Below are 21,549 nucleotides of genomic sequence, written 5' to 3' on the forward strand. Positions count from 1 at the left end.
CTCTATCTCTCCTAACCCTCTCTGGTGGCACGATCAGAATGTGGCTGAATCAAATCCGTCAGCAATTGGTCGATCAGGCCCTTCTCCACAATATCATCGATATTCTCCACCGAGAGAAGCACTTCGCGCTCACGGGCTGTCGTTTTTCCCGTATGTTGCAAAATGACTTCAATATTACTCTTCGTATAAAAAGTAACGACCGCTCCTGCCGCAATATCACCATGGAAACCCGTCGCGGAGAAGAAACGATAATTGAAGCTGCGCAGCGTACAGCTAGCATCATTGGTGAAATGAACTGGAAGCTGAAGGGAAAGCCGCGGCATTTTTCGCTGATCCGATCTGGGTTGAACAATCCTTTTTTTCACATTACGTAACATATCGTCATAAGCCGTATCCCACAGATTCATCTGCTCTGGCAACGAGTGTTTACGGTCGTAGATGATTTGCATGTATTGGCGGTTATCATTCTCATCAATCGGCTGAACCGTTGCGGAGTAACGCCAGCCCTCTCCATCCTGTTTCACATAAACGATGACTGCATCGAGATTGGCCTCATACCGGTCGGTTTTGACAACCAAAGAGATGATCTTCTGCTCAGCCAAATAAATGGGATATGGGACATAGAAGGCAATACCTTGCTCAGATACATCCACCGTCTTGGCCTGATAACGCAGATTGTTGGCTTGGTCGTGAATCGTGACATCTTCCTGCGCCCGAATCCGTTCTGTCTCCCGATACGCACGGCGGCCGATCATGAAGAACAGGGCATAACACAGCGCAATCATGTTATGAATCAGCCAGAAAATAATGATACTGCTGAAGAACAGCGCAATGCCGTACTTGCCATTCACATACCGAATCACGGCTGCAATGGAAAGCAACAGCAAGAAGATATGCGGAAGTGCATATAACAGAGCAGACATCCATTGTCGACCGCTTGCTCTGCTTTTGTTGGTGACCTTGAATTTTTTCTCGCGAATTCCCAGCGTCTCCAGGAGAACCGGCCAGATCAGATAAGGCATAAATATGGTATCGATAACCTGACTCCATCGCTGATTCCGAATATTACTGGACAGATATCGCATGGATACACTATAGAAGAAATAAGATGGAAGCCAGAATATTAGGATTTGCCAAAAGGTTGTATTCACAATCTGGAAGTCGAACAACGCAAACAAAATAGGTGCCAAAATGAAAATCAACCGATTAAAGAAGGACCACCAGTATAAGAAACTGCTTAAGTAGGTCACTCTCGTCCAGAAAGGGAGCTTGCCAGATAAAGGTGCACGCGTATTCTGCAGGCTCTGAATGATACCCCGTGCCCAACGAATTCGTTGTTTAATCATGCTCTTCACTGTTGTTGTTGTCTGCCCGGCAGCTTGAACCTCTTGAGTCGCATAGGTAATATAACCTTCCTGCTGCAAGCGGATGCTTGTCTCAAAGTCCTCGGTGATTGTATTGAGCGGAAAACCTCCGATGTCTTCCATACCCTGCCGGGAAATGATCGTATTACTTCCTGTATAGGCTACCGCATTGGAGGCATTACGCAGGATGTTCACTTCTCTGGAGAAGAAATCCTGTTCATTCGGAATACCTTGCTCTGCATACAGGTTAAACTGGAATAGATCTGGATTGTAGAAGCTTTGCGGGGTCTGCACCAGACCAAGCTTGAACTTAGGGTCCATCTCGTCCTCTCGGCGAGGACGCCATACCTCATTCTCCTTAATAAACGTGGAGAGCATGAAATAGGGTACCGTTTTCATCAAAAAGGTGTGCTGTGGAATCATATCCGCATCAAACGTTGCAATGAGCGGCGAAGAGCTTTTGCTCAGTGCATTGTTCAGATTACCAGACTTGGCATCCTTGTTTCCGGGGAACCCCAGATACCCCACGCCAAATTGTCTGGCAAGCTCCTCCACCTCAGGTCTTGCTCCATCGTCACAGAGATAGATATGAACCTTCTGCTTGTCCGGGTAATCCATGAACGTACAGGCATTAACGGTTTTATATAACAGATCAACAGGCTCATTATGCGTAGCAATAAATACATCCACATCCGGATAATACTCCGGCGGAACGATTGGGAAATCGAGCTGTGTACGTTCTTTTTGCATCTTTTGAAAGAATAATTCAAAGGTTGTCAGTACGGTGACCGTTTCAGCCACAATCAGCAGCATACCAAAAATGACGTTCAGTACGCCCTCACCCCATGGCAACGTAAAGAACGTACGCCATACCAAATAAATCGACATCAGGATCATCGTGATGACAAAAAAGATATTCTGCCTTTTTTCGTTTTGCACTACAACTGCTTCCTCCTTGCTGCAAATACCCATCTTCGCTGCAATTGGAAACTGAGCAGGAACAGCAAGGCATCACAGACGAATTTCGCCAATTTCTCATCTACGAAGAGAACGGTATGGAATATATAAACACCGGTACTGGACAGCAAGATCACTACTCCGCATAACGTTAGATAGCGCCATAGACTGCCCTGGCTATCCTCCTTGCGGAATACAAAGTGTCTGTTCAGTACATAGTTGACCACAATGGAAATAACTCTCGCAATCACGGTTGCAAGCAAAATTCTTAAATAGTGCTGCTCACCCAACACGGGCCGCAACGCGTCGATCAAAAACCAGGCGATACCCAAATCAACAACAGAACTGGCCACAGATGATGAAATGAACCGCAGAAAATTGGAGAACAACACACCCATTACTCGGGCACTATCCTGGATTGCTTTAAAATGAGTTCCCGCATTGCCATTTTCATAAATGACTTGGATTGGCATCGTATGAATCGGTATGCCAGACTGAATGCACGAGATGAGCATCTGCAGCTCATATTCAAATCGAGTGCCGCGAACATCCTGCATAAACGCAAGTAACCCTGGACCGAAGGCACGAAGCCCAGTCTGGGTATCTGACAGTTTTTTACCATAGAGCATGGCAAAAATAAAGGAGGTCATTCGATTGCCTAACAGGGACTTTGGGGGTATATTCCCCTCGCTGAAGTTTCTTACCCCGAGCACCAATGAGTCCGGATAAATCCTTGCTTCTTGGGCTATGAGGTATACATCCTCAGCTGCGTGTTGTCCGTCTGAATCAGCGGTTACGACGAAGGAAGATGCGTCGAATTGCTTCCCAATATACTCAAATCCGGTCTTGAGTGCCGCACCCTTCCCCTGATTTTCCGCATGTGTTAGCAGAGCACAACCATTCTCACGAAGCTCCTCGAAAATCGACTGGTAGGCCTCACCCGATCCGTCGTCCACAATAACAATATTGGTCAATCCATACTCTCGCAATTGCCGTACATAGGTTGGAAGTCTCTCATCCGGTTCAAGTGATGGAATGAGGATGATCGCTTCGCCGTTTTGTTTACCTATAATCATCCTGATAAGCCTCAATTCGACATATTTCAACAAATTTTTTTGAATATTGTGAGTATAACATCGAAAAGTCATACAGTAAACGAATAATTTATATATATATTGGTAAAAAAGTCGCACTTTTTTATAAGCTAATTTATAGGTAAAAAGTACTAGTGGAAGGTCAGTCTAGTACTACTCAAACCATTTCACATTTGGCTCTTGTTTCAGTACATGTACCAGCACGGCATGCCGTTATCCACGGTGGTGATAGAAGTGAGCCTGCGTATCCAGAAGCACTCAAAGCGTGAATGAGCGCCTTCCCAGAATGCAGTAATTTCCGCAAAAGTTCATCTTCTGTCTCCATCGACCGATTGGACATGCATCGACTTACAAATCTGGACGAATGGTCACTTATGCGAATCACGAATTTGAATTAGAATTACCATAGACGATTAAAAAAAGGCTGTGATTCCAATGTTATTCGAAAGAGACAAATGGTTGCAGTGTGGCATTCTGCGCGATGAGCCCTCTCTCGCTGAACGGTTGCCAGAAACACAGTTGCTTGAGAAGGATACGTTAACGAAGATGCTTCTTCAGTATCCCAGCGTTGTACTGAAACCTCGTAATGGCAGTTACGGAAGGGGTATCCTGTTCATTAAACGAAGCGGTGCAAATGCTTATCGTATTCAAAATGAAAATAACACAGTCACCATGAGAGACAACGAGCAGTTACTGGAATGGTTCGAACAAACAATCAAAAGTGATGAATATATTGTCCAAAAGCGTCTGCAGCTTGCTCAAATTAAACACAGGCCGTTCGACATTCGGATCATGGTTCAGCGCAAAAAGAGTTCCTCGTCCACTTGGAACGTGACAGGTTCCTATGCTAAAGTCGCTGCACAAGGATACCAAGTCACCAATGTGAATAACCGCCCCATTCCCGTTTTTAAAGCACTGAGACTGGCTCGAATTGGAGATCGGCGCTTACTTGTCAGAGCGGAACAAGTTGCACGATTAGCTGCCAAACGATTGGGAGAGCATTACCCTATGCTTAGACAAGTCGGGTTCGATATAGCCATCGACAAGAAACGGCGAATTTGGATTATAGAAGGCAATTATCAACCAGCCTTACGGCCTTTCCGACTTTTGAAAGATTCCTCGATGCACCGCAGAATATTATGGTACAAAGAACATTAAAGCAAAAGAAGACGACCTGCCTGCTAGCCCGGGCAAGTCGTCTCTTCATGTTTCGTACCTAATCTCGATATTAACCCTCTTCGGTTATTTCCGGCATTTTCTAATCGCACTTGTAACACGTGTCACTCGGAACTGATTTACCCCTACCTGTATAATGGCGAACTGGCTGTACGAAGTACCAGAAGAGGTATACGGTTCAGCCTCAATATTTCCACTCGGTGTTCTAACTGTCGCGGTGATTCTAGTTACCAGGCACACACCACGGCCGGAAGATCTCCAAGTCTCATCACGCTGAACACTATATCTATCGTTGCTACAAAAGATGGATGCATACTCCACTACTCCACTCGCATTAAACGAAGTCGAGTTATAGATCTGAACAGGGTCATAACCACCTCTAGGTGCTCCAGGTCTTCTATTTCCCATTCTCAAAACCTCCTTTTTTATTGATAATCTATTAAATGCAATTAAATAGTTTTGGTGAGGTATAAATGTGGACAAGGCAGAAAAAGTGTGTTTGTCCGAGGGTCGCAGACATAAAAAAGAACCACCCTTTCATGTGCAAAGGTGGTTCGAGAATTATAGTCCTATTATCATAATCATCTTATTCAGCCAATTGAGCCGAAACGGTACATTATAGAAGGTCAAATAGAAGGTCAAAACTCCCTAAATTGCAGATGCTTCTATTCTGCCGCCTCCGCCAACCATGCTTGCATAGCCGGAGATTCCGCCCGATTCAAACGTAAGGCAATTTCGGTATTGATCTCATCCGGCGGCATGACTTCAACAAGGGCACATACGGACTCTCGCGATTGATTTAAGGCAAATACGCCTTCATCATCGAGCATTTTCATCGCCAGCTCCATGGCGTTCAGCCTCACATCCAACTCGCGCTTCCAATCATCATTCTCCAGTTCCGCAATGAAAGGACGCTCGTTATATCGTTGTTTGACATCGTCAAAGTGATCATCCCCAAAACAACAATAGGGCGAATCCGCATACGACCATTTGATGAGATCCGCAATCGTGGATACCGGCGTATCACTTTCCTCTGCTTGCCTAGCAGATTCTAACGCCAAAGCTTCCCACGACCATGCAGAGATACTTGGCGCATGTCCCTCGCCAGTAGTGTATAACGTGCAATAATAGTAACGTTCACCATTTTCAAAAAGAGTACAAAAAGACGTTCTGGCGGCAGCGGCGATCTCTATGGCCAGCGTCTCTATTTCTTGCATTGGCTTCATGATTAGAGTTCCCCTTTTCATTCGTTGATCATTTGCCCCTTCGATATGAATTGGCTATTTGGACTAGATACCAGACACCCGCACCCACAAGGGCAGCAAACACCAGATTGATACAGCCGAACACGATGAGTGACTTTGCTTGGCCTGGACCAATCCGGAAAGCGGTAACAAGCTGGAAGACAGCCGGTAGCAAAAATGCCAGCCAGGAGATGGTTATAAGCTTTTCTGTTCTGAAACTCCACCATACTGCGGAACATGAGGCAACTAGCAGTACCCAGGTACAGATAATATTTAGGGCGAACGTCATTTCAGCCCCTCCTATTTGCCATGAATCACAAGTCTATATTTACTGAAGATCCACGATTGGCTCAATTTGTGCATTGCATCATGGCTTATACGCACAGAGGGCTTTTGCTCCTTCATCGCTTCTGCATCAAGGGCTGAGAAGCGAAGGGGTTTGGTCATTTTTTTGATAGAGTCTCTTATTTCATCGAAAAACGTATAGGTCAGCGGCTTATGGTCCCGGATATCCTCATATATATAGTACTTTCCTTTTTCATCTTCCAAATTAACTTGGAAACCTTTCGGAAATGAAATCAAGATACACGGCAGTTCATCCTCTGCCCATTGTCCGTGATATGGAAAAGAAACCCCTTCATTTCTCACAAAAAATCCTGAACTTTCTTGATCCGATGCAATAGAAATAGAGTAAACAAAGAAGGGATGGATGTCATCTCTCTTTTCTCCTGCCACAAAATACTGATAGAACGTCTGATACTCCTCGTACACCTGATTATAATCATGCTCTGTTCGGGCAGCATTGGTACGATGGAATTGCGCTTGCCGATGCTCCAAAAGCTGCAAAAGGCTTTTAAACTCTTCAGGAGTGATGAAGAATCTCAGTTTATAGAATCCGCTATTCTTTAATTTGTCCATTTCTTTTCGCTCACCGCCCTGTTTAGAAATGTTATGCCAATGACCTTAGCAGTTCGGGTTCAACTATATATGTATCTTATTTCCATTATAGTGATTACCTTTCCTGAGTCTACCTACTTTACACCTGAATTTTGCGAATGAACTTTGAAAGGGTAGCGAAATATCAGGATCATTGCGCCTGTACGCGAGCAAAAGACATACGTAAGGTGAATTCCAGACTACCCGTCCTTGTGAGGATGGGAGCACGCCAACATCTCGTAATCAGCACAAATTAGCCGTACGGATGATCACCCGTACGGCTAATTTTGACTTATTCAGCTTTGCGAATTTAGAATTGTTAAGGTTTAACTACAGAGAGAAGAGACTCATTCCCCTCAGAGATCACCGTCACATCTGGTGCAAACGTAGCATCACTTACATGTAACGTTTCACCAAGGTCCATAGCACTAATGTCGAATTCAATCGACGTTGGCAAGTGTCTCGGCAATGCCTCCACTTCAATAGAAGATAATTGAACTTGCACGACTCCGCCCTGCTTTGTGCCAATCGGTGTGCCGTTGAACTTCACAGGAATTTTAGTACGCAGGATCTCATTGGTCTGCACCTGCTGAAAATCCACATGAAGTAAATCCCGTGTAACTGGATCACGCTGGAGATCTTCCAACAATACAGTCAATGAGCCTTTCTCTTCAAACTGCAGTTCTATAAAACCAGACGTACCCTGCTTCAACCATTTTTGAAATTGTATTGTTGGAATATGAATCATTTCATTCTCCGTATTTTTGCCAAAAACAATACCTGGCAAACGCCCGGATTTACGTAAATCCCTAAGTCGGGATGTATTTAATGGAATGCGGTTCTCCGCTTGAAAACTAGTAGTCATGCTATGTTCGCTCCTCTTTATTAAATGATATTTTCACATTTTTCATACTCATCCAACCATCCCCTGTTGGGGCTAAAGAGAGAAACATAGCATCACCACCTCCATATACGATCCAATTGATTTTAAAATACATTTAATGTAAGCACCCATAATATACATGAAGGCACTCTACTCCGAAGAGTAGAATGCCTATGGGATGCTTCAACCCTATCATAGAAACATAGATTTGTCGATTTAACCCGCCATTTCCCATTTTTACGACTGGAACAGGCCTTCATCTCCTCATTACATCCTCGATACTCGTTGGATTCGTCAGAATTTATCGATCTGCGTAATTCCTCAAGCCACATGTCCATGAGCACCTTATTTCGGGGACAATAAAAATCGCGTCCTCTAAGGAGAGGACGCGAAATAAAGCAGATTGATTTTGTGTTTCAGCATCGTCAATTAACGCTTTCGAGCCACCACCGCTAACCTACCGTTTTCGGTCGAATACTCGCATGTGGACAGCACAATAAGCTTGTCACCATACTGTGCTGTTACACCTGTGTCATAAAGAGAGCGTTGTTTGATATTCTGAACATATGAATCGAACTCGGCGGGCGTATTTACATTCTCAATCTGGTAGTATTTAAACACGTCGTCCGATTTGCGATAAACTTTTGACAGAATAACGGCAACAATTTCATACTCTTCCTTTTCATAAAGCGTGCTGAACTGGAACGTCGCATGTTCTTGATAAAAGCTTTCGTTCTTGTACTTCATTAAATCTTTAAACATCCAACCACTTTTCATGTGATGACCATGAATCAGCAAAATGTCCGAATGGTTGGTCGTACTAGACTCGTCCAAAAAAGGAAGACCGCCTTGGTTTTCATTTTTATCAAAATCATGATTGAGATAGTACTCCGAATCCTGTGGGCTCTGCATGACTGGGTACTCAATTCGGGTACCGTCAATCTTCAGCCAGCCGACGATGTCTGAGTTCCTCTCGTAAAGATCTCGAAATTCGGGAAGCATAACCGGCTCATTGCCTTTATTGAACAAAAGGGAGGGGATTGCATCCCCTCCACCTTGTTCTGATCCTTCTTTCCAAACCTTTGTTAACTCTTCGATTTTCTGCTTCTCGGCATAATCTCGCAAGAAAGTCCTCGCAAGACTGACAAGTGAAAATACCAACACAAGCAAGGAAACAGCGATAAGAATTTTTTTAGTTTTGCTCATTTTCTTACCGCCTTCCCTTCCATTACTGGATGTGCTTTTTCTTCTTGTACCCGAGCAGACAGAACCCGATCGTCATTAAGGACATCAGCGCCAAAACCATATACAAGAATGGCGATACGCTGTTATCTCCAGTTTTCGGAGCATCGTCCAACTCGTTGCTATCGTTCTTAAGCTGATCGTTACCATTGCTTGGTTCAGGCGTTACGATGCCTGGTTCTGGCGTTACAGTGCTCGGATCTGGCGTTACCGTGCCTGGATCTGGCGTTACCGTGCCTGGTTCTGGCGTTACAGTGCCTGGTTCTGGCGTTACCGTGCCTGGTTCTGGCGTTACCGTGCCTGGACCTGGCGTTACGGTGCCCGGATCTGGCGTTACGGTGCCCGGATCTGGCGTTACGCTGCCCGGATCTGGCGTTACGCTGCCCGGATCTGGCGTTACGCTGCCTGGACCAGGCGTTACGGTGCCGCCTCCGTTGTTACCATTGCCGCCATTGCCGCCACCAGAACTAATTGGCTTCATTGGCACATCGTACCTGACAATGTCAAAATCGACTGAAATCGTACCACTTGTGTGCGTTTCGTATCCGTCCTTCGTTACGATCAGATAGTAATCCGCTTCAGGAAACACCATGTACGCATAGAAGCCATCTGCATCACTATTCTGCTCCGGGCTCTCATTGTCGTACGGTGGGAAATTTGGAACCTTTGGAAGCGTTACTTTCGTACCCGGAATGCGGCCGTTATCTCTATTCCGCTGCGTATCCGCATAATACAGTGTAACTTTGGCTCCATCAATTTTCTTGCCAGTGACGGCATCTCCTGTCGTTTCATCATAGACCGTACCGTAAGGGTCGACTAACTCCTCTGAAATATTCAGCTCTCCGTTAGCTTTAACGTCAAGTTGCGCCACTTTGAGGAGCAATTCCTCGCCTGTCTCAGCTTGATATCGAACTTCCATTGTGTACGTCTGCTCGCTTAGCCCTTCCACAGAGAAAGTTCCATTCGTAGCCATAGGGAATGCTTTAGGTTGGCCGTTTTCCTTAATATAAATGCCATCCTTGTCTTTCAAATAGATATGCATCTGGCTAGTCAATAAATCGTTGAATAGCACTGTTGTTCCATCCAGTTGTTTGAACAGAATGATCCCCACGGCCGTAATGTCCGCTGGAACAGTCTCGTCCGTTACACTTCTGTTCACATTTGCTTTCTGCGTAAACTCAACAGGTACATCTTTACCGCCTACCCGATACAATTTCGTATATCTGATCGTATAGTCGGTATCCGCTACGGCTGGAATTGAATATTCACCCTTCTCATTCGTCTGTGTCTGAATCTCTTCGCCTGTCTTCAGATCGGTTACCGTAATCGGTGCATTCGGAATGACTTCTCCTGTGTTATTGTTACGCAACACGCCTTCCAGATACGGTCGGGTATTGGCAAAATGTGCTTCAGACCATTTTTTCTCTGGAATAGTGCCAATGTGAGTGAGACTTTTTGGATCAGTCACATAGCCATCTTGCGTATAATCATCTTGGGTCACTTTGTACTGAAGATTGGTTGGAAGCCCTTGGACAATGAGCGTCTGGCCATCTGTAAGCTCAAAGCTCTCACCGCTCTTGATCATGCCCTTGCTGCCGTCTGATTTCTCATAGACGTAGGATTCGTCCGATCCCTCGCCGGTGAAGGCAACCGTGTATTTAAACAGCTTCTTCTTGTCTTCATCTTTGCCTTTAACTGTGTTGCTGATTAATAGGCCGCCCTTCAAAACTCGCACGTTCGTGAATGGGGCATCTTCATCAATGCCTTTCATGACCCCGGTATAGTACCGTTCTTCAGGAGTAGTCATGTATTCATCGGTTGTGTAATCTTGTTGGGTAACTGTGTATTTCAGATTCTTAGGCAAACCCAAAATATCCAGTGCCTCTCCATCCTTAAGGCGGAATTTACCGCCGGACTTGATCGAACCTGTGCTGCCGTCCGTCTTCAAGTAAGAGTAACTTTCCTCTTTGCCTGTATCCTCAAAGTTGACGGTGTACTCGAACTCCTTCGTTTTATCGCCGCCGTTGCCCATGACCGTATTGCTGATGGTCAGCTTGTTAACGGTCCGTTCATTGATGAAATCCGCCTTGTGATCACCTTTATTCACGATTGAGCCAGACAGCTCTCTCGTACCCGGTATCGTCGTATAACCGTCAACGGATGTATAATCAGCCTCGGTTACGGTATAGACCAGATCCGCAGGCAAGGCTGGGAACGTCACAGATTCCCCGTGCTTAAGGGCAATCTTGCCTCCGCTCTTGATCGTGCCAAACGTATCATCCGACTTCTTATAGGTATACTCTCTGTCCTTACCTTCGCCGGTGATGGTCACGGTGTACTCGAACTCTTTGTCCGGATCACTGCCGTTGCCTTCCACCTTATTGGTAATGGTCAGCTTGCCTTGGGCCGGTGTAGGCACGATCAGTGGATTATCAGAGGTTAATTTCACCCCGTCTACCCAGATGGGCTTCCCTGGCGTATTCCCTACATATACTTGGTATACCCTTGTAGTTGGTAGCCAAGTATTGGTGTCAATATAAGTTTCTTTCAGCTCATAATACCCTGGATCAGGGAATAGCAGATTAAGTTTCCCTCCGCTATCGGTTTTTCCTTTGGTGATTATAGTTCCGCCGTCTTTCTTATAGAGTGTAAACTCTACGTCTTTTAGCGGATTGCCATTGGGATCTACCTTTTTCAGAGGCAACAGAGCATTGGAACTTGAACTGCCGGCCACGTCCGAACTGTCCAGCGTACTTTCGCTTCTGGCACTGACAGATTTCAGATTGTCATCGCCCTCCAGTTTTACCTCGTTGCCCATTGTGTCTCCAGCTTTCGCTTTAGATGGATCAACTTCTGTTTGGTACACAAACTGGTAAAGCTGATTAGGGTCGTCCATTTTAAATGTTAGAACCGTAGCGCCACCCGTGCCTGGTGCAGCTTCTACTTGAACTTCAGCATTCGGGTCGCTGAGGTCCAGTGCTGCGCCCTCTCGTTCAAGAGTGCCGCTTGCGGTCAATTTAGCAGGATAGACTGCCATACTAGGTGATGTCAGCACAAGCTTTCCGTTTTCTTCATAACGCAAATTCATGCCTGCACCCAGGGTATCCTGCAAATAAACACCCTGCTTCATGTTAAATGGCGGGCTATAGTTCACCGTCCATTCCAGCACTCCTGGAACTGGCTTAGTTACCGACTTTCCAAGGGTCTGAATAGGTACAATAACTTTGCGCTGTTCGGTGACAACCTTCTCCACTCCACCCCATGTCATATGAAGGTCGGCTTTGTTATACAGCACCTGTTTGTCCGTGCCGTTGATGGTGTATTCCTCTAAATACTTCTGCAGAGCATCATTGGAAGGTCTTGCCTTCACCAGAATGATATAAGGACTTTCCAACTTGGAGAAGGTGAAAGTACCCTCGTTTCCAATGTGTGAAAAATGGACTACATGAGAACTGGTACCTGGTTCAATTAGAGTTCTAGCATCGTTTCTAACACCATATTCTGTTCCTGCACCATTGTCCGAAAATCCTTTCCAAAGCTCAAAGTCCTTAGTTTCAGAGAAAGGAACGAATTCCCAGCCTTCGGGAAGTGTATCCACTAACTTAATATTACTAATGACTCGATTACCGCCATCCTTAGCCATTTCTTCTGTGTTATATCCAGGCATATTTACCCCTAAACGGAATGTGACCGTTTTGGTTGTCCTGTCATAGCCAGAAATTGTCCATGCTTCATTGTTATCATTTCTAATGTAACTGCTAACGTTATTCGGCGTCACATTGTCAAAAGTACCATCTACTTTTAATGGCCTCGAAGCAAAGAGCATATCCTTGTTCAACATATGCATGTGTAGGTTGGCGCTGTTATCTGCTTTTTTTACGGTTTCGCCATCAATGAGCAAAGCCCGATTCGAAACAGTTTTCCCTGCGTTAATATCCTGTCTGAAGAGAATGTTCGGGTTGGTCTCAAGTGCACGGAAGCTGAAGGATGCCGCTTCTTCGGTGTATCCGGTCACCTTGATCAAATCCGCCACCACTTTACCGTCCACGGTTAATGGAATAGCTTTCATCGTCAATCCGGTTGCATTCGACTTCAGAGTTCCCGCTTTGTACTGCTTCCAAAGCTGCGCAGAAGTGATATTTGCTTTAATTTTCGCAATTGTCTCCGCACTCACCTCGCTGGTTTCATCTACAGCGTTGTCCAAGACGTTCAAGTCACCGCCATGCACAAGGACATCGTATACTACCGCGTTAGGTAAGGCATACTGTGGTGCTAGATTAACGGTCCACGTGATACTGCCCAGGTTATAATCCTCGGTTGATACTGCGCCTGTTTTTGTAAACGTGTGTGCGCCAATGCTGACGACTGCCTCATCTGTCACCGCAATAGGTCTTTTACCCGTCATTACATCGTTGTTCTGTATAACCCCTGGTGTATCCAAATTCCAGTTGGCACGAGGGTCAATTTGGAAGCTGGAACCACTTATCGCCTTGCTTTTAATCAACAATTCGACTTTTCCGTTAATATCCCCGAAGGAATACACGCCGTTTGAATCTGGTGTAATTGGCGTTTCTTCAGATACAGCGCCATCTACCCATGTCTGCCATGCAGCCGATTCAAATTCCAGCCCAGCCGGTAATACATTTGTGATGGTAAAGTCCTTTAACTCTTTTTTATTATATTGGTTAACCGCGATCTTCCATGTAATGGTTTCATTCGCATGGTCATACGAAGCGCTGGCTTGAATCCAGTCGGGAGCAAAAGAAATCTCCTGACCTGCCTGTACCAACATGTTGTTGTCCTGTCTCAGTTCCACTTTGCCATTCATGTCCCGGTAGCTGCGACCAAGATTGTTTGGCGGATTCCGATGTTCGTAATAATAAGCTTCCTTTGGAATCCATGTTTTATATTCAACCTTTGGATCTAGACCTGTTCCCTGCGGAAATATGTAAGTCAGCGATCCGTCGCCCCCAATGACTGGCGTTACATTTTGGCCGTTTACTTTGAATGAACCCTCCTTATAGATACCACGGACATTTCCAAAACCCGTATTATAAGTGGCTGGATTCGTATAGAATGTCTTCCCGTCTAACGGCAATTTGACTGTTTTATCAAACTGATCGAATGCAGAGACGTTTGACTCCCAAGTAATTGCACCTTCAACCAATTGCGCTGGCTGAATCCCGCGGTAACCATACTGATCCCACCTGATCATTCCAGGCGAGCTTAAAGTAATGTTATACTCTGCTGTAACATCTGGGTTCTCTAGCTGATATGCACCACCAAAGATGTTGATCGGCTTTTTATCGCCATACGCTAGTCCCGTTATATCTGCATTGGCAGTAGATTCAAAGCTGAAGGCAATACCTCGTCCAACACCATTGAAAAAATTATCTTCACCGTTAAATACAATCTTGATGCTATTTGGAGTGAAATAGGCGGTACCCAGCTGTTTTGTACCTGATTCCGTCTGTGCATTCAAGGTTTTAGTAGCTGTTGGCAGCACCACTTCCTTGAAGTAATCTTCTCTTTTCAGCTCGATCCAGTCACCCTTTTGGATGTATTTCTCAGGATCTGCATTAGTTGGATTTGGGTCATCACCATTCACTGGTACCTTGAGACCTTCCGATTTGAGCGTAAAGGGCTGTCTACCCTGAATAATACCGTTTGGATTAATAACAGCATTCCCCTGTGTCACTTCCAGCGGAAAGGTTGAATTAGATTCCATAAATACCGCTGTTTTGTCCGTTGGGACTGCCGCCATCGCTACGAAATTATTCGGTTTGTCGTTCACTGCCTCTGGTACCGAAAGCGGTTCCTCTTGCACTTCCTCAGGTTCCGAAGGCGGTTCGTCGGCACTCGGTGAGTCAGATTCAATGACCGCTTCCATTCCGGAATCGGTTGGCACACTCTCCGCATATGCGGCGGTGGAGTATATCACTGTCTGCAAGACGAGCAGCATTGCCAGAAATAAAGACAATATCGGTTTACCTATATTGCGTTTTTGTTTCAAACGAAAATCTCCTCCACTTCTAAAATTTTTGCAGCAACCAGAAACTTTTTCCCTTTCCTTTGGCCATTCCATCCTTACAACAGAAACTGATAAAATTCATCAAGTTCATATGGCTTGCCTTACCATTTTACTGTAGAGCCCTTACCAAATTCTGAACACTAAACGGTAACCAAACCATAGAGCCAATTCAGACATAGATTTCTCCATAGAATCGTGGATTTTAAGCATAAAAAAAACATCCTAAATTGGGATATGGCATTCTCTTGGATAAACCCTTTTCACCAATTAAAGAACTACTTGATGAGAGGGTTTATCCGTAGAGGAATGCTCATTCGCCCGATAGGATGTGTTTCTCTGTTTTAATATAAAGTTTGAATAAGTTCTACATTATGAAGCTTTTGCTGCAACAGCTTTTTCAATTAATGCTTTTGCATCCTTAGTAGTCAGACCTAGTTTAGGTTGAAGTGATTTTTTATCTGTTCCAGCAAAAATACCTTTGTCAATCAATTTTGCCATAGGTTTAATTGCATAGGCAGACACGGATTTACCATCTTCGAAACTAGCAATAATTGTAGCAGCGTCTTTATCAGTCGCTTGATCTTTTACCAATTTAGCAAGAATGGTAGCAGCTTCTTCACGTGTGATATCCCGATCAGGATAGAAGTTTCCACCATAACCTTGAATGAATCCAGCATGCGTAGCTTCAGCAATCGCATCTGCATATGCAGCATTAGCCGCAACATCTTTGAATGCAGGTGCTGTAGCTACTTCGTTAAGTTTCAACATGTCGACCAGAGCACTTACAAATTCAGCACGAGAAATGACTTCTGTTGTTACAGGTGTTTCTGTTGGCTCGGTAGATGCAGCCAGGTTTGTGATACGTCCTTCATTTTTAGCTTCGATGCTACCGCCTTTATACGTGTCTACGATGTATTGGTAGAATACATCAAGATCGATAGGACCTGCCAGGGATGATTTAGCATCCAGCAGCACTTTATAGTTATCTCCACCTGCAGCCATAAAGTTGTTAACTACAGCCGTATATGTTTTTGCAGGATCAATCGTTGTTCCATCTTCAAGACTGAGACCTGTAACGCGTTCTGCGACCGGCTTATTGAAATCTGCAGTGTATTTCAAACCAGAGATTTGGAGTGTTTTGGTATTAGGTGTACCGTCAGCATTGATACCCCATTGCTGCTGCAACAAGGTTTTAACCTGTTCGCCAGTCAGCTCAAGTTTTACTAGAGTATTACCAAACGGTTGGATTTTGGCAAGATCAGCAAAGGTCACATCGCCTTGTGGCAGATCCGCACGAATACCGCCTGGATTCATAAATGCAAAGTCAGCTGCACTTGCCTCATCCCCAAAGTCTGCTTCACGCATTGAATCTGCAATGAGGTTGCCTAGAGGGGCTTCGTTATTATAAGCATCTGTACGGGTAACAGAACCATCCGTTGTACCTACTGGCTTCGTCAGCTCAGGATGCTTGTCTAATGATTTTTTAATAATAGCTAAAGATTCAGGGTCTTCTTTTACACCCTCTTGGAAAGTCGTTGTAACAGTCGCTGATTTTTCAGTTACATCCCCGGTAGCAGGGTCAATCATCAGCTTGATATCTTCAAACGCCGTACCATATGAGTAGGCTTGCACAATCAACTTTCCGTTCACTTCACCGTTAGCCAAAGCATGATTGTCACCTGCAACGATAACGTCAACAGGGGAGTCCGCCGGTAAAGCTTTTGCCAGATCAGCTGCTTCTCCAGTGGTTACGCCTTCTTTGGTTGTTGCTGGATCATGTGCCAAAACAATGATCGTTTCTACACCTTGGTCTTGCAATTCTTTAGCATATTTATTAACGGCTTCCACTTCTTCTTCTGCGCTCAAGAAACGTACGCCAGCTGTCCCCGATGGAGATACTTTGGCAGGTGTGGATTTCGTCACTAGTCCGATAAATCCAATTTTAACTCCGCCCACTTCTTTAATCACATACGGCTTAATCAATGTTTTTCCTGTGGCAGTTTCAATCACGTTTGCATTGACGTAATCAAATTTTGCACCGGCATGTGTTACCTTACCTTCTTTTGGATCAAGGCCACCAAAGATCTGTGCCTTTAAAGCAGCGACACCTTGGTCGAATTCGTGATTCCCTAAGGAACCTACATCAAAGCCCATCATATTCATCCATTCCATGGTAGGCTCGTCACGATCCAAAGATGAGGCTGGAGCAGATGCACCAACAGAGTCCCCATTATGGAAGAGTAGAGAGTATTCATATTTGGCTTGAGCTTCTTTGAGATAGGTTGCTAGAATTGGAGCCGTTCCTGCCTTCTTATCACCCACGATTGATGTGGTATCTAACTGACCGTGGAAATCATTGATTCCAATCAAGTGTACTTCTACATCGTTACCTGCGGCAGAGACAGAACCTGTTGCGCCCAATAGTTGCGTGAGTAATAGTGCAGCAGTAGCTACACGCAGTGTGCTTTTACCCAAAACTTTTTTCCAAAACATGAATGAAAAAACCCCTCTCCAATTTTAGATCCTGAGATATTTTACCATAGTTCAATTCATAAAAATCATTAAATATATAAAATTGATGTAAAAATTTTGGGAGATTGATAGAGGAGATGAATACCTATGTCTCGAGCTGCACCAAAGTTAGTGTTTGGCTTCAATTTATTCAAGCGAATAATAGGTTTTTTTCTAGCTCAGGAGACGAGAAGTTATAACGCATTGGTTGTAAGTAATAGATTCAAAATTTCATATAGAAAAATATGGCTTTTATATTTTTTGTTGCTATAATGGAAAATAAAGTATGTATTTTCACTTGATGATATAACTCCTCTACTAAAAAACACTTAGCTTCCATCTCCTAAAACACACACATCCCATTACATAATATGTATCAAAGATTTTCACACTTCTATTAAAGGAGGTGACCGTTGGGAGCATTTTAGATCTTAGTTCCCGTTTTACACCAGATGGGGACGTGTTACCTCACCGCTCCTGACTGAATACAACGCAGAAACATGCAATAGCTGTAAGGATTTGTTGTTCTATGCATTTAACTTTAACCATTATAAGAAAAATAGGAGCGTGTCCAATGAACAAACGACTTTTTCCCAGATCTTTTCGAGTTCTTATGGCTTGCTTGTTGATTCTTGCATTTGCCGTACCAGCAACAGCTTCTGCTGGCTATCTTGGAGATAAACTCACGATCGGCCAAAGCATGGCAAAGGGTGACTATCTCACCTCCCAAGATGGCAGGTTCTCAGCCATCTGGCAAAATGACGGGAATTTTGTTATCTATCAAAATGGTTCTTCTCTCTGGAGTAGCGGAACTAGTAATAGTGGGGCTCTTTCATTCAATTTTGAATCACAGTATGGGAAACCTGTCATCTATAAATATGGCATGAAATATCAAGACGTTTACCAATATGGTTATCGTTATGGTTTCAACCCGGCTACAGGTAAATTCGAATATTACACCGGTTGGGGATGGGATAAAGTTTTGATGATTGATACTTCTGTACAGGTAGCTGCTTGGTCTCCCAATACCACCTCATGGATTCCAGGTCATCACGGGAGCAGCTTACCGGCTAACACAACAGGTGATACACTGGTCATGCAAAGTGATGGGAATTTAGTTCTCTATAACACAACCCTGACCAATAGCAATTATCCGAACAGTTGGATTCCTGTCTGGGCTTCCAATACGGGCGGGCGTTAAAATCAGATAGAGAGCTGCATGATGCGCGGCTCTTTTTTTGTTTATTCAGAAGGATATCATTGATATTGTTCATATTGCTGTTGAATAGACAGCGAAGGCTGTAATCCAAGTTCATGAAGCAGTAATTGCGTATATTGCTCATAGTGTTTATGTAGTGATTTTCGATCTCCCATGGCTCCCAATATACTTAACAACAGCAATGTTGACTCTTCCTCAAACTCATTGCGGGATACAATTCTTCTGGCAATGCGTGCTGCTTCATTATATTGATTCCGTTCCAGCAACCAGCTTGCAAGACGCTTGGCATAGGAAACGTACACAATTAACAATCTCTCACGTTCCCCTGTCGCCCAATCAAAAGATTTACCCTCAAACAACTCGCCTACGAACTGTTTCTCTAACGCTATGGCCGCTTTTTCATTAGTTATATTGAATTCGAATAACTCCAACATGGTCTGTTCGAATCGAATAAAATCAACATCGGCTTGATCTAAATCTACCCGATATTGTTCTTGTGCTGATAGGATCATCTCCTTGAACCCATGCTCGGATAACACCTTTCTAAGCTGATAGACAATCGTATTCAAGTACACTTCCGCCTGCTTGAGAGGCCTCCCTGGGAAGAGATCCTCCAGGATTCGGGATTTGGCTACACTTCGACCCTGATGAACAAGCAGATAGGCAAATAGCTCCATGCTTTTCTTGGATTTCCATTTTACTGCACCCGCTTGCTTGCTGCTAGCCTCGAAGCAACTCAGTCCATGAACCGTCAGCCGATTAGGCACAAGGTCGTCAGCAAGATTAGAAGAAGATCTGCGTCTGCTGGCCGCCCTAGTGAGCGTCTGAGCCAGTCGCATTCTGGAAATCGGCTTAACCATGTAGTCCAACGGATAAACATCGTAAGCGTGAATCGCATATTCTGCATGCGAAGTGGTAAACACAATGTCAAGATCATTACAAACTGAGATCAAGCTGCGTGCAAGCTCTAATCCATTGTCCGTAGCAATCTGGATGTCCAGGAATGCGAGATCCACTTCCCTGTTCTTAACGAAATCGAGTGCCTCTGCCGCATTCTGAAAGCTTCCGACAATCTCCACATCTTGCATATTCGACAGCATCCGCTTCATTGCCAACAGCATGGCAGGCTCATCATCAACGATGAGAACTTTCATCTCTCTGTTCCGCCTCTCAAAGTGAAGTGAAATACGCTTCCTTGTCGCACCGTGCTTTCTGCCCACATATCTCCACCACTTAGTTGTACGAACTGTCGACTTACGAGCAGTCCAAGCCCTGCCCCTTTTTCACCTAATGTACCCGCCATGGAGTTGAGTTGCTTCTCGTTAAATAGCTGACGAACTCGCCCCTCTTCCATACCTACTCCGTTATCACGAACGGACACGATCACCATGTCTCCTGACAACTGAGCGTACACTTCGATTAAACCACCCAATTCGGAAAATTTGATGGCGTTGGTTAATAAGTTACGAATAATTAAACCAACTGTTTCCCGGTCTGCATATACATGGGTGCCTATAGCAATCTTATTCATCACGCTGATATGTTTACTCTCACTTTTAATGTGTAACATATGACAACAGTCCTCAACAACCTCCGAAAGCTCCAGTAACTCTGGACGAAGTGTCATGTCTTCAACCTGACTGCGAAACCACTCCAACAAGTTATTAGCCATTCCAAGTGTATTACGAATCTGGTCACCCAGCTGCTCAATGATCTCCTGATGATCCGCAGCGAAGGATTGCCTGTCCGCCTCCAGTAACTCCACGAGTTGAAACTGCAGCGCTAGCGGACTGCGAATATCATGCGATATAATTGTAAACAGTTGATCCTTCAACTGGTTCAACTGTGCCATCTGCTCCAGATGCCGTTGTTTCTCTGTAATATCAAAAATAAGAGAAATATTACCCTGTGCCTTACCCAGTGTATATAATGGATATACGTTTACACTATATATTTTTCTTTCTCCATCCAGCCACTTATCAATCTCTACACTGCCCGGTTGCATAGACTTGCTCAGCTTATACCATTCTGGCCAGGATGCTAGGATTTCCGATATATTCCGACCCGAAATATTGGTATAGCCCAACTCTGAGAACCATTGTGAAGCTCGATTATTGTTATCGATGACCTTTCCCGAACCATTCACAATCACAATACTCTCCTGCAACGTATCGAGCACAATATTCCTGGCAATCGGAACGGTAGAGAAGAACTTAATCCTCAGAATAATCACCAGCATAATTGTCCCTGTAGATCCGCAATAAACTGTTAATGGAAGTAACCATGATGACCACTCAGGCTTCACAAATTTGATAATCTCCAGGATAAACGGTAATGTAGCCAGAAGGAGAACCCACATTCCCGGCTTACGATAATCACTCCTAATATTCCTTACATACTGAAATAAATAGTAGAGGCATATAACCACTGCACTATAGCAAATGAGGCTGAATGCTCTAGAATAGAGGGTTTTTGTTGTGACTAGGTGGCCATTATAAAGCTCAATCGTCAGATATATAATATGAAAGTTTGGGTCAAGCCACATAAGCAACGACCACGATACAAATACGGCAAACAATAGGATCTTCCATTGGTTCTTCAGCAGCTTGTCTCGACCGACTAAGTGATAAACGAATAAGATCAAGAAAGGGACCATTACATTTTGGGTCGTATTCTGAATATTGCGAAAAATTAATTTAGTCATAAATACATCGCTATGTCTCTCCAGAATGATACTGCTTGAGTACATCATTCGGCATACGATCAAACCTACGAGGTAGATTACTCCGCGCTCTCGTCTAAACCCGTACACAGTGAGTAAGATGATACCCGTCATGATCAATGAAACAATCATCAGGATAAGTTCTACAGTGGAATTCATACATCAGGTCC

At 44.4% G+C, this 21,549-nt stretch carries 14 protein-coding genes; 2 read left to right on the top strand and 12 right to left on the bottom strand.

What is annotated here, in order from left to right; all coding sequences use genetic code 11:
- Positions 1-11: 11 nt before the first annotated feature.
- On the bottom strand, positions 12-2,303 hold the full coding sequence (locus C170_RS16510) for a glycosyltransferase family 2 protein (protein ID WP_051447234.1): 2,292 nt from the start codon (positions 2,301-2,303) through the stop codon (positions 12-14).
- On the bottom strand, positions 2,303-3,397 hold the full coding sequence (locus tag C170_RS16515; protein WP_036611825.1) for a bifunctional glycosyltransferase family 2/GtrA family protein: 1,095 nt from the start codon (positions 3,395-3,397) through the stop codon (positions 2,303-2,305). Before C170_RS16515 ends, C170_RS16510 begins: the two co-directional genes overlap by 1 nt.
- A 453-nt stretch (positions 3,398-3,850) precedes the next feature.
- Between C170_RS16515 and C170_RS16520 the strand changes: the two genes are divergently transcribed.
- Complete coding sequence (locus tag C170_RS16520; RefSeq protein ID WP_036611827.1) at positions 3,851-4,573, top strand: YheC/YheD family protein; 723 nt, start codon at positions 3,851-3,853, stop codon at positions 4,571-4,573.
- A gap of 84 nt (positions 4,574-4,657) precedes the next feature.
- On the opposite strand, the gene C170_RS16525 is transcribed toward C170_RS16520, so the two are convergent.
- From C170_RS16525 to C170_RS16560, 8 genes are all read right to left on the bottom strand, one after another.
- Positions 4,658-4,999 carry a hypothetical protein gene (locus C170_RS16525; protein WP_051447236.1) on the bottom strand — a complete coding sequence of 114 codons (342 nt, stop codon included), beginning with the start codon at positions 4,997-4,999 and terminating at the stop codon, positions 4,658-4,660.
- Positions 5,000-5,256: 257 nt separating this feature from the next.
- Positions 5,257-5,817, bottom strand: coding sequence for a DUF4303 domain-containing protein (locus tag C170_RS16530; protein WP_036611830.1), 561 nt, complete (start codon positions 5,815-5,817; stop codon positions 5,257-5,259).
- Between the two features lie 28 nt (positions 5,818-5,845).
- A complete protein-coding gene (locus tag C170_RS16535) occupies positions 5,846-6,124 on the bottom strand; it encodes a hypothetical protein (RefSeq protein ID WP_036611832.1) in 279 nt (92 codons plus the stop codon).
- Between the two features lie 11 nt (positions 6,125-6,135).
- Complete coding sequence (locus C170_RS16540) at positions 6,136-6,753, bottom strand: hypothetical protein (RefSeq protein ID WP_036611834.1); 618 nt, start codon at positions 6,751-6,753, stop codon at positions 6,136-6,138.
- A 337-nt stretch (positions 6,754-7,090) separates the two neighbouring features.
- Positions 7,091-7,636 (bottom strand): 50S ribosomal protein L25, encoded by a 546-nt coding sequence (locus C170_RS16545; RefSeq protein WP_036611836.1) that lies wholly within the window; start codon positions 7,634-7,636, stop codon positions 7,091-7,093.
- A 447-nt stretch (positions 7,637-8,083) separates the two neighbouring features.
- On the bottom strand, positions 8,084-8,860 hold the full coding sequence (gene srtB, locus C170_RS16550) for a class B sortase (RefSeq protein ID WP_036611839.1): 777 nt from the start codon (positions 8,858-8,860) through the stop codon (positions 8,084-8,086).
- 22 nt (positions 8,861-8,882) lie between these two features.
- Entirely contained in the window at positions 8,883-14,909 is a 6,027-nt protein-coding gene (locus C170_RS16555; protein ID WP_036611841.1) for a DUF7601 domain-containing protein, read from the bottom strand.
- Positions 14,910-15,296: 387 nt separating this feature from the next.
- Positions 15,297-17,420 (bottom strand): 5'-nucleotidase C-terminal domain-containing protein, encoded by a 2,124-nt coding sequence (locus C170_RS16560; RefSeq protein WP_036611844.1) that lies wholly within the window; start codon positions 17,418-17,420, stop codon positions 15,297-15,299.
- A 592-nt stretch (positions 17,421-18,012) separates the two neighbouring features.
- Here C170_RS16560 and C170_RS30105 point away from each other — a divergent pair.
- Positions 18,013-18,639, top strand: coding sequence for a hypothetical protein (locus tag C170_RS30105; RefSeq protein ID WP_051447237.1), 627 nt, complete (start codon positions 18,013-18,015; stop codon positions 18,637-18,639).
- Between the two features lie 56 nt (positions 18,640-18,695).
- Here the strand turns inward: C170_RS30105 and C170_RS16570 are convergent, their stop codons facing one another.
- Both C170_RS16570 and C170_RS31500 read right to left on the bottom strand, forming a co-directional pair.
- Positions 18,696-19,811: a response regulator gene (locus C170_RS16570; protein ID WP_036611847.1), complete on the bottom strand. Its 1,116-nt coding sequence runs from the start codon at positions 19,809-19,811 to the stop codon at positions 18,696-18,698.
- Positions 19,808-21,538: a sensor histidine kinase gene (locus C170_RS31500; protein WP_081745965.1), complete on the bottom strand. Its 1,731-nt coding sequence runs from the start codon at positions 21,536-21,538 to the stop codon at positions 19,808-19,810. The genes C170_RS16570 and C170_RS31500 overlap by 4 nt, the downstream gene beginning before the upstream one ends.
- Positions 21,539-21,549 lie beyond the last annotated feature (11 nt).

The organism is Paenibacillus sp. FSL H7-689, assembly GCF_000517905.1.
Lineage (GTDB): Bacteria > Bacillota > Bacilli > Paenibacillales > Paenibacillaceae > Paenibacillus > Paenibacillus amylolyticus.